Source organism: Bacillus sp. ISL-7, from assembly GCF_018613065.1.
Genome location: NZ_JAGGQW010000070.1, coordinates 1 through 9826 on the forward strand (window position 1 = coordinate 1; position 9826 = coordinate 9826).

Sequence of the window (9826 nt, forward strand, 5' to 3'; positions counted from 1 at the left end):
CCCAGTCTTACAGGCAGGTTGCCCACGTGTTACTCACCCGTCCGCCGCTAACCAACAGGAGCAAGCTCCTGCAGATTCGCTCGACTTGCATGTATTAGGCACGCCGCCAGCGTTCGTCCTGAGCCAGGATCAAACTCTCCAAGAAAGTTGATTCGCTCATTTTGTTACGTTGGCTTAGCTTCAACAAATGAAGCTAATAGTTATTGTTTGTTTACACGTCTTTATTTGTTTAGTTTTCAAAGAACAAAACTATTTCTCCTTGCTACAATTATTACTACTAGATTACTAGTTTTTAAAAGTGACAGGAAATATACTATAACATGTCCTTGCCAACATCGTCAACAATTTATTTTTTATCAATAACGTTTTGAATCGCTCGCGAAGGAACTTTCTTATAATAACATCCGAGTGTGTAGCATTCAATAAATAATATTTTCCAATCTATTTAGCATCTTTTATCTTGATATTATCACGTTGAAAAAACATTCTACATATTCCTTTTTTTCTTCTCATAAAATGGACAAGGAGTGATAGTCCTGAGGAGGTATTTATGTGGAATTGAAAAAAACAATTGATATGGTTTATTCCTTTAAACAATGAAAAGAACTTATTTAACCTATTTCTGCATTTTATTTGGGGCTACCCTTCAGGGCATGTCGATGTCCTTGTTTTTATTTCCTCACTCCATCCCTTCCGGCGGGGCAGCAGGACTTGCGATCTTGGTAAATCACTGGTTTCATTTATCTCTTGGTTTCTCTTTATGGCTATCTAATATTGTTTTTCTACTTTTCGCTTTAAAGTATTTTGGATACACCTGGACCATTCGAACGATTCTTTCGGTTGCTATTACCTCCACGACAGTAACTTTTCTAACAGCCCTAGTTCCACATCTTCATATCCATATCATGGTGGATATACTATGTGGAAGTGTTTTCTTTGGTATTGGTGTAGGATTATTGATTCGAGCGGGGGCATCCAGCGGTGGAATGGTCATTCCTGCATTAATGATCGCTTCCTATAAGAAATGGAGTCCCGGAAAAGTAATGATGGGAATAAACTTTTTGATTTTTTTATTAACCGCCCTTGTGATTGATTATAAAATTGTTATTTTCGCAGTTATTTGCCAATTCTTTTCAACGAATATCATTGATTTTATTTTTGAATTAAAATTACAAAAAATAAGATTCCTAACGACGAATTGGAGAAAAAGATAAGAAGATCCCTAAAGAATCTTCTCTTCCTTTAAATAGGCTATAATTTTTTCAACTGATTGATCAAGTGTCATTGTATCAGTTTCAATCATGATTTCTGGATCATTTGGCACCTCATACGGAGAGGATATTCCCGTAAAGTCAGGGATTTCTCCTTTTCTTGCTTTTTTATATAGACCTTTTGGGTCCCGGTCTTCACAGATATTGATAGGACAATTCAAAAATATTTCAATAAATTCGCGGGGTTCAAACATATTTCGAACAAGCTGCCGATCATCAAGAAATGGAGAAATAAATGCAGAAGAAACAATCAGGCCGCTGTCAACAAACAGTTTTGCCACTTCCCCGATTCTCCGAATGTTTTCTCTTCTGTCCCCAATCCCAAAACTTAAATCACTATTTAGCCCGTGGCGAATATTATCACCGTCCAAAACATAGCTCATAATTTTTTGTTGATACAAAGCATGATCAACAGCATTAGCCAAGGTAGATTTTCCTGATCCAGATAAACCTGTAAACCACAATACACAGCTTTTATGCCCATTTAATAGGTAGCGATCTGTTTTTTTTACCGTTGACTGATGCCAAATAATATTCTTACTATTTCCCATTTCATCACCCTTTTATTTTCTACAAATGGTTCGCTTTAAGGGGTCTCCAAACGGCGGGTTTCATCTAAGTAGGCTTCTTTCATTCCTTGGATTAGAATTTCAACCACTTCTGGCCGGCTAAATTCCTTTGGCGGCTGTTCCCCGTTTTTTAACATACCTCTAACTTTTGTACCTGATAAAATTACGTGTTGCTTTGAATCATGTGGGCATGTTTTTTCAGAGGCCATGTTTTCACATTTTTTACAATAAAAGCTATGTTCAAAAAAGAGCGGTTTAATGCCGAGTTCTTCGTTTGTGAAGTGACTAAATATTTTTTGGGCATCATATGTTCCATAATAGTTTCCTACTCCGGCATGATCTCTCCCTACTATAAAATGAGTACATCCAAAATTTTTCCGGACGATGGCATGAAAGATTGCTTCCCTAGGCCCAGCATATCTCATCGCGGCAGGAAAAACAGAAAGGAACACCCGATCCTTCGGGTAATAATTTTCGATTAAGACTTGATAGCTTTTCATACGGATTTCACCAGGAATATCATCCGATTTGGTCTCACCCATCAACGGATTTAAGAAAAGCCCATCGACATTCTCTAATGCTGTTTTTTGTATATATTCATGGGCCCGGTGCACGGGATTTCGAGTTTGGAAACCAACTACCGTTTTCCAACCGAATCTCCTAAACTGCTTCCTTGTTTGGATGGGGTCCAAATAATAGCTTTCAAACTTACTTTTCTCAGGTCTTTTTATCAGGGTAATGGGACCTCCGAGATAGATCTCCGGTCGTTCTAACAGCCTTTTAACCCCTGGGTGATGAATATCGGTTGTTCTGTATACCATCTCAGCTTCAAACTTTTTATCAGGGATAAATAATTCCTTCACCTCCATTACACCATACACAGTGCCATTATGGATTAGATTGATCATCTCACCGGTTTTAAGTTCCTTCGCTTTATCTTTGTTGATAGATAATGTAATCGGTAACGACCACGGAAGTCCATTGATCAGCCTCATATTGCTAACTACTGAATTATAGTCAGATAGACCCATAAACCCAGTTAGCGGACTATAGGCTCCATTTGCAATTAACTCTAAATCACTTAATTCTAAATTACCTAATTCTATATAGTTACGAGTGTAATCAATTGGAGTATTTAGGTTAATCCTATTTACCAATTCACCCCCATGGGGGACACTTTCACTCATTTTACTCCCTCCCTAACCTCTTGAATTTGCCTTTGTGGCCTATTTATGCTTCATGGAGTCCGCATTCAGTTTTCGATTGACCAGCCCACCGTCCGGAACGAGAGTCTCTTGAATCTGCGACAGGCTTTGTACAGGGAGCACAGCCAATACTTGGGTACCCTTTATCGTGTAAGGAATTGTAGGGTAAATGATTTAGATGGATATAAGTCATAATGTCTTCCCATGACCAGTGAATAAGGGGACAAATTTTTATTTTCTTAAATTTTTCATCCTTATTTATATATTGGGTGTTACTCCTTATGGTGGATTGGCCTCGCCTTAAACCTGAGATCCATGCTTCAACATCCTGTAATGCTTCCTTTAGAGGAACCACCTTTCTTAAATGACAGCACAGATTGGGGTTACTCTGCCACAATTCGTCTCCATACCATTTGGTTTGTTCATCCAACGATACCCTAGGTTTAATAAGCTCGATTTGCAGCGATGGGTACCTGTTCCTAACTTCCTCAATTAATTGATAAGTTTCTGGAAAGTGGAGGCCGGTATCGAGGAAAATAATTTTCGCATTTTTATTTACTTTATGAATTAAATCGATTAAGACAATTCCCTCTGCGCCAAAGCTGCACGAATAGACAATTCTCTCTCCATAATTTTGGTATGCCCATTTTAAAATATCTAGAAAATCGCGAGGATGGTCCAAAAGGGTACCTACCTTTTTTTCATCCCAATTTTCATACGTCAACAGATCTGACAATTAAGGTCACCTCGACTTTCTATCCTCGAAGATTGGAATTCATTGCTAGTGTAATACAGGCATTGTTTTCGACAATTATTTTATTCATGTGATTAACATCGCCAAACTGCGAATAAGAAATCATTGCCCTAATCCACGATCCATGGCCGAACACTAAAATATTGGACAACTTCTTATATTTTTCGATAAACAAAACAACCCTTTCTTCTAAATTCTTAATACTTTCTCCTAACACAAGATCTTTTGGATTATTAATCCAAAGCTCACGATATTTCTCGAAAAGTTCTTCCTTTGGACGCCCTTCAAATGGACCAAAATCTAATTCATCTAATAAACCCTCTGTTTGGCATGCGTGGCCATATAGCTGAGCTGTTTGATGAGTTCGTTTTAGGGTGCTGGCCAAAACAAGTTCAAATGGTGCTAATTTTTTCAGCCGCAGCTTATTCTCTGCTATTCCTAAATATAATTCATCTGTTAATGGGGATAGTTCTATATCTCTCCTGCCTTGCAGCCAGGTTTTTTTATTCCATTCTGTGGGAAGATGTCTAATTAGCGTTATTTGCATTCATTTCCCTCCAAAAAAAATGTTTCACTTCTTAGACCACAGCGTTGCGCTTCTAATATTAGTACATCTCGTATTTTCACATTTCCTAAATTGACATTCGGTCCAATTTCTTTAATAAAATACATTTGATGTTTTGCCGATGGTGCTTCAAAGATGATTTTTTTGCTGTCAATACCTCTGACCAACTCTTGAATTAAATCAGATTTAATATCACCGCATTTTTCATAAATACCTGAAGTTCCAGAATCCCTGCCTTCTGTAATCACATATTCACAACCTGCTTCTAAGAAGAGCATTATCTCTTCTTTCCATCCACAGATAGACATTTCTTGATTAGGATCCTTGGACCCAACTTCTGCGATTACATGAAAGTCATTTTTTAATTGTGAAATTAAACGGAGGCGTTCATTTATTGGGATATCTAGTGTCCCATTAGATATTTCGAGCCATTCAATCCCTAAATCCTGTAAAAAGGATAAATATTCAGGAATTTTTTTTTGGTAAAAACATTTTTCAAATAATGTACCCCCACAATAAGTCCTAATATGATATTCCTTGTAAAGCCGAACCTTTTCCTTTATGTTTGGCGTTACATAAGCTGAACCAATCCCGATCTTAGCTATATCAATAAAGCGGCCATAATCAGCTAAGATATTCTTTAATTCTCCCATCGGGGTTCCCGTATCTATCACAGAAGTTAGACCGTATGATCTAATTCCTGAAGTCCTTTCGGGAATGGTTAAAAAACTCATAGGGAATGCGCCTCCTCTATTTTTCTAGGATAGATTATTCAAAAAATGGGTGAATGTGTATATAATGGGCTTTATCCCCTAGGAAATAGGCAATTGTCATTGTATAAACTCTTGTCTCATTCCAAACAATAATAGGGCTTAATTTTACAGTTACAGTTAGGGGTGTACATTCATTGCCAAAGCAAAAGCATAAAGGCTTGACGATTACTGCAATCGGTTCAATCCCACTTATTTTGGTGTTAGGAAACTCAATGTTAATCCCAATTCTTCCAAAAATGAAATCAGAACTAAATATTACTCAATTTCAGACTAGCTTAATTATCTCAGTATTTTCGATTGCAGCGGCAATATCTATACCTGTTTTAGGATATTTATCTGACCGTTTTTCACGAAAAGCAATTATTATCCCAGCTCTTATCGTGTATGGCAGCGGGGGTCTTTTAGCTGGTGCTGCAGCAGCCTGGTTCTCCAATCCGTATACATGGATACTTGCCGGGAGAGTTTTACAAGGGATTGGTGCTGCTGGTACGGCTCCAATTGCCATGGCATTGGCAGGCGATTTATTTAAGGGTGGCGAACAAAGTAAGGTTTTAGGCTTAGTGGAAGCATCGAATGGATTCGGAAAGGTTATAAGCCCAATTATCGGTTCGCTTCTAGCACTTCTGTTTTGGTATGCTGCATTTTTTGCCTTCCCGATTTTTTGTGCGATGTCAGTTCTCTTCACCATCTTTTTTATCAAGGAAAAAAAGGCAGAAAAAGAACCTCCTCCTTTGGGAAAATATGTGAAGGGTCTTGTATCAGTTTTTAAAACAGAAGGACGCTGGTTATTTGCAGCATATTTCACAGGTGCCTCCTGCCTTTTTACACTATTTGGGATTTTGTTTTATATATCCGATATTCTCGAGAAAGATCATCAGATTGATGGTTTACTAAAAGGTGCAATTTTAGCGATCCCCCTTTTATTTATGACAACAACCTCCTATTTTACAGGCAGTAATATCGGAAAAAAAATGAAAGTAATGAAAAGATTAATTGTCATCGGCTGTTTATTAATGACTGCTTCCTTTGCATCATTGGTCTTCTTTACAAATTTACTTCCATTTTTTGCTGTCTTAGTCATAAGCAGTATTGGAACTGGTCTCGTTCTTCCTTGTATTAATAGCTTTATTACTGGTTCCGTACCGGCAGACCGGCGTGGATTCGTTACCTCTCTATATGGATCCGTTAGATTTTTAGGTGTTGCCATTGGTCCACCTATTTTTGGGGCATTAATGGAATGGTCCCGTTCAGGGATGTTCTTATCTACAGCAGGTTTAACATTGTTATGTGGATTGCTTTCCATGATTCTCATACATGTTGCTAAAAAGGAGCCTTCAGAAGAAAGTGATTCATTGTTTGAAAAATTATCCTTCACATAAAATTGAAAAAGGTCCGGTTAGGAGAGTTTACTTGACAATTGGGCTAGATAAAAAGGAGTAGATGTCATTGCAGATTTATTTTTCTCCTGAGGTAATCACACCGCAGTTTCAGGTATTAAATGTGGTGGATGGAAATAACAAAGCAATAGGAAACGTGGCTCTTCTATTTGATGAAAAAAAGCTTTATGTTTATGGAATTTTAGAAGAGATAGAAGTCGGAGCGGATTTTAAGGATTTAGTCACACCTTATATAAAAGGATTAGCTAAGGCTCGGCCTGGATTAGATATTTTCTCTTGTTTATATGTCGGATGTAAAAAAATAAATTTGAATGAAGAAGAAAAAGATAAATAATGATTTAGGTGGACTCCAAGCTGGGTCCACTTTTTTTGGGCATACCATTCATGTCACAGGTATCTAACTCTTTCATATTTTAATGTTATAAATCAACATTAGATTAGATATATTCGGGGTGTGCGTGTAATGAGCATGGGGATTATTGTAATGGGTCTTTTAATCGGCTTTATGGTCGGATTAACAGGTGTTGGAGGGGCCGCTTTGTTGACTCCAATTTTAATTTTATTAGGTATCAGCCCTTCAATTGCGGTAGGTACTGATCTTGTTTATAACTCCATAACTAAACTTTTTGGTTCAATTCAACATTGGAGGCAGAAGACGATAAATTTCAAGTTAGTAAAGTATCTAGCGATTGGGAGTATTCCAAGTGCGATCTGTGCAGTAGGCGTTCTCCATTTATTTGATTCTTTTTTTCATAACCAAGAAGTGGTGATTAAACACGCATTGGGTTACGTTTTAATATTGGTAGCATTGACTACCTTGTTTAAAACATTTATGAAAAATAAATTAGAATGGAATCATTTTCAAAAGAAGCCGATCCACGAAAAACGGGGCTTAACCATTCTGATTGGTGCTATATTAGGTTTTATTGTAGGCTTGACATCGATAGGATCTGGTTCATTGTTTGCATTAGCTATGATTTACTTGTACAGATTGAGAACTCCAGAATTGGTCGGAACCGATATCGCTCATGCCTTTTTATTAGTCTCCGCTGCAGGGATTATGCACGCAGGATTCGGCAATGTTGATTATCTATTAGTGTTTAACCTTTTAATGGGGTCGATCCCTGGTGTCATATTAGGAAGCACCTTATCCTCTAAATTACCAGCAAAACCTCTAAGAACTATTATGGCAGTGATGATTTTGATTAGTGGGTTTAAACTAATTTAATATAAGTAATTAAATCTGAAACAGCTCAAAAGTCTATCAAATTTGATAGACTTTATTTTTATTGCCTTGTTTTATCTTGTGGCCTTAGGATTGCAGCCCTTGTATTATTAAGCGGAATTGGCGTCCGAGAGAGCATTATCCGAAAATCTCGTGGATTAAATGGAATAAACGGATACAAAAATGGTGTATTCATGCTCTTTGTTACAACAAGGAGCGTGATCCATAACGTGATTCCTATGATTAACCCTGGAACTTTAAATAAAGCAACCATGATTAAAAAGAAAACCCGAAAAAGTCGATTGGCAAGGCTTAACTCATAACTTGGTGTGGCAAACGTTCCAATGGCAGCAACTGCCACATATAGGACGACCTCATGAGTAAAAATCCCTACCTCTACCGCTACATCTCCAATGATTATTGCAGAAACGATACCTAACGCAGTTGCAAGGGCATTGGGAGTATGTATAGCTGCCATTCGCAAAATTTCAATTCCGACTTCAGCAATGATAAATTGCCAGATTAAACCAATCTCCCCTTGATCTTCTACACCGATAAACTTCCATCGATCTGAGAGTAATTGTTCATTGGTCGCATAAGTGTACCAAAGTGGTATGAGAAATAAGGAGGATAATACAGCGATAAATCGTGCCCATCTTAAAAAAATCCCAATTACCGGCTTTTGACGATATTCCTCAGCATGCTGCAAGTGATGCCAATAGGTTGCTGGACAAATCATTACACTTGGTGACCCATCCACCACTATTAATACATGGCCTTCCATTAAATGAACGGCACTTGTATCTGATCTTTCTGTGTATCGAACTAATGGATATGGATTATAATTTCGGCCAAATACAAATTCTTCAATCGTTTTTTCCGCCATTGGAATCCCATCTATGGATATTTTTTCAAGTTCATTTCTTAACATTTTTACATTATCCGGGTCAGCGATGCTATCTATGTATACTAATGCAATATCTGTTTTAGATCGCTTTCCTACTTGGACGTATTCCATTACAAGGGATCGATCCCGTACACGCCTGCGAATTAAAGCTAAGTTAAATACAATCGTTTCAACAAAGCCATCACGGGGTCCCCGTACAACACGTTCAATATCTGGTTCCTGAGGAGAACGGATTGGATATTCACGTGAATCAATCAGGATTACTTGTTTACCGCCTTCTACTACTACTGCAGTTTGTCCTGCAAGAATTTGGGCTATAACTTCCTCTAAATCATCTGATGTATTCACCTCTACATGAGGAATAAAGGTTTTAAAAAGCTTGTCAATTGGACTATTTCCAAAATCCTCTGGTTTCCGTTTCTCGATCTCCTTCATAATTAAAAGTAAGAGATTAGCTGAAGCGAACCCATCTATTAAAAACATCCCGAACCGGAGTCCTCCATATTCCAATGGCCGGTGAATCACATCAAAGCTTTTTCCGATTCGTAATTCTTTTATTAAGTATTCTATATTATCCTCAAACTTTTCCTTAACTGTAATTTGAGTCCCCTTTTTTCCCAAACATGCCAACTCCTAAATTTTCATTATTGGTATTTTGCAACATGTTTGAGGTTAATATACTCTTTTCATATTATCAAATAATTCTGTCTCTATAGAGAGTTCGAGTGTATATTATGTGAACCACCCTCCAGTTATTATCTCGAACACAAAAAAAGACAACCTTTTCAGGTTGTCCTTGAAATGCCTGGCAACGTCCTACTCTCACAGGGACGCGTGTCCCAACTACCATCGGCGCTGAGAAGCTTAACTTCCGTGTTCGGTATGGGAACGGGTGTGACCTTCTCGCCATTGCTGCCAGACTTTTTTTTTGAGGAATCATTCCCTCAAAACTAGATAATGCAGAAGAAGTTTGTAAAAACGAGTATGCCTTAAAAATTGGTTAAGTCCTCGAACGATTAGTATCAGTCAGCTCCACATGTTACCACGCTTCCACCTCTGACCTATCAACCTGATCATCTTTCAGGGTTCTTACTAGCTTGCGCTATGGGAAATCTCATCTTGAGGGGGGCTTCATGCTTAGATGCTTTCAGCACTTATCC

10 protein-coding genes and 3 rRNA genes are annotated in these 9826 nt (G+C 37.8%); 4 read left to right on the forward strand and 9 right to left on the reverse strand.

Features of this window, described 5'->3' with window-relative positions:
* Positions 1-145 (reverse strand): 16S ribosomal RNA (locus J7E66_RS26675); the annotation flags it as partial.
* A gap of 451 nt (positions 146-596) precedes the next feature.
* On the opposite strand from J7E66_RS26675, the gene J7E66_RS26680 reads away from it, so the two are divergent.
* Complete coding sequence (locus J7E66_RS26680) at positions 597-1214, forward strand: YitT family protein (RefSeq protein WP_168244158.1); 618 nt, start codon at positions 597-599, stop codon at positions 1212-1214.
* Positions 1215-1222: 8 nt separating this feature from the next.
* Here the strand turns inward: J7E66_RS26680 and cysC are convergent, their stop codons facing one another.
* Genes cysC through J7E66_RS26705 form a run of 5 tightly spaced genes read right to left on the reverse strand, consistent with a single transcriptional unit; the run spans position 1223 to position 5098 of the window.
* Positions 1223-1822 carry an adenylyl-sulfate kinase gene (gene cysC, locus J7E66_RS26685; protein WP_215005737.1) on the reverse strand — a complete coding sequence of 200 codons (600 nt, stop codon included), beginning with the start codon at positions 1820-1822 and terminating at the stop codon, positions 1223-1225.
* A gap of 35 nt (positions 1823-1857) precedes the next feature.
* Entirely contained in the window at positions 1858-3027 is a 1170-nt protein-coding gene (gene sat, locus J7E66_RS26690) for a sulfate adenylyltransferase (RefSeq protein WP_215005740.1), read from the reverse strand.
* Between the two features lie 43 nt (positions 3028-3070).
* Positions 3071-3781, reverse strand: coding sequence for a phosphoadenylyl-sulfate reductase (locus J7E66_RS26695; protein WP_215005743.1), 711 nt, complete (start codon positions 3779-3781; stop codon positions 3071-3073).
* Between the two features lie 19 nt (positions 3782-3800).
* Positions 3801-4346 (reverse strand): histidine phosphatase family protein, encoded by a 546-nt coding sequence (locus J7E66_RS26700; RefSeq protein ID WP_215005746.1) that lies wholly within the window; start codon positions 4344-4346, stop codon positions 3801-3803.
* Entirely contained in the window at positions 4337-5098 is a 762-nt protein-coding gene (locus J7E66_RS26705; protein ID WP_215005749.1) for a phosphosulfolactate synthase, read from the reverse strand. The genes J7E66_RS26700 and J7E66_RS26705 overlap by 10 nt, the downstream gene beginning before the upstream one ends.
* A gap of 173 nt (positions 5099-5271) precedes the next feature.
* Between J7E66_RS26705 and J7E66_RS26710 the strand changes: the two genes are divergently transcribed.
* The 3 genes from J7E66_RS26710 to J7E66_RS26720 all read left to right on the forward strand — a co-directional run bounded on the left by J7E66_RS26710 (position 5272) and on the right by J7E66_RS26720 (position 7762).
* Positions 5272-6516, forward strand: coding sequence for an MFS transporter (locus J7E66_RS26710; protein WP_215005752.1), 1245 nt, complete (start codon positions 5272-5274; stop codon positions 6514-6516).
* A 61-nt stretch (positions 6517-6577) separates the two neighbouring features.
* A complete protein-coding gene (locus J7E66_RS26715) occupies positions 6578-6868 on the forward strand; it encodes a hypothetical protein (RefSeq protein ID WP_308162597.1) in 291 nt (96 codons plus the stop codon).
* A gap of 129 nt (positions 6869-6997) precedes the next feature.
* Positions 6998-7762, forward strand: a complete 765-nt coding sequence (locus J7E66_RS26720) for a sulfite exporter TauE/SafE family protein (RefSeq protein ID WP_215005758.1) — start codon at positions 6998-7000, stop codon at positions 7760-7762.
* Positions 7763-7820: 58 nt separating this feature from the next.
* On the opposite strand, the gene J7E66_RS26725 is transcribed toward J7E66_RS26720, so the two are convergent.
* From J7E66_RS26725 to J7E66_RS26735, 3 genes are all read right to left on the reverse strand, one after another.
* Positions 7821-9287, reverse strand: a complete 1467-nt coding sequence (locus J7E66_RS26725; RefSeq protein ID WP_215005761.1) for a spore germination protein — start codon at positions 9285-9287, stop codon at positions 7821-7823.
* 182 nt (positions 9288-9469) lie between these two features.
* Positions 9470-9586 (reverse strand): 5S ribosomal RNA (gene rrf / locus J7E66_RS26730).
* A 76-nt stretch (positions 9587-9662) separates the two neighbouring features.
* Positions 9663-9826 (reverse strand): 23S ribosomal RNA (locus tag J7E66_RS26735); the annotation flags it as partial.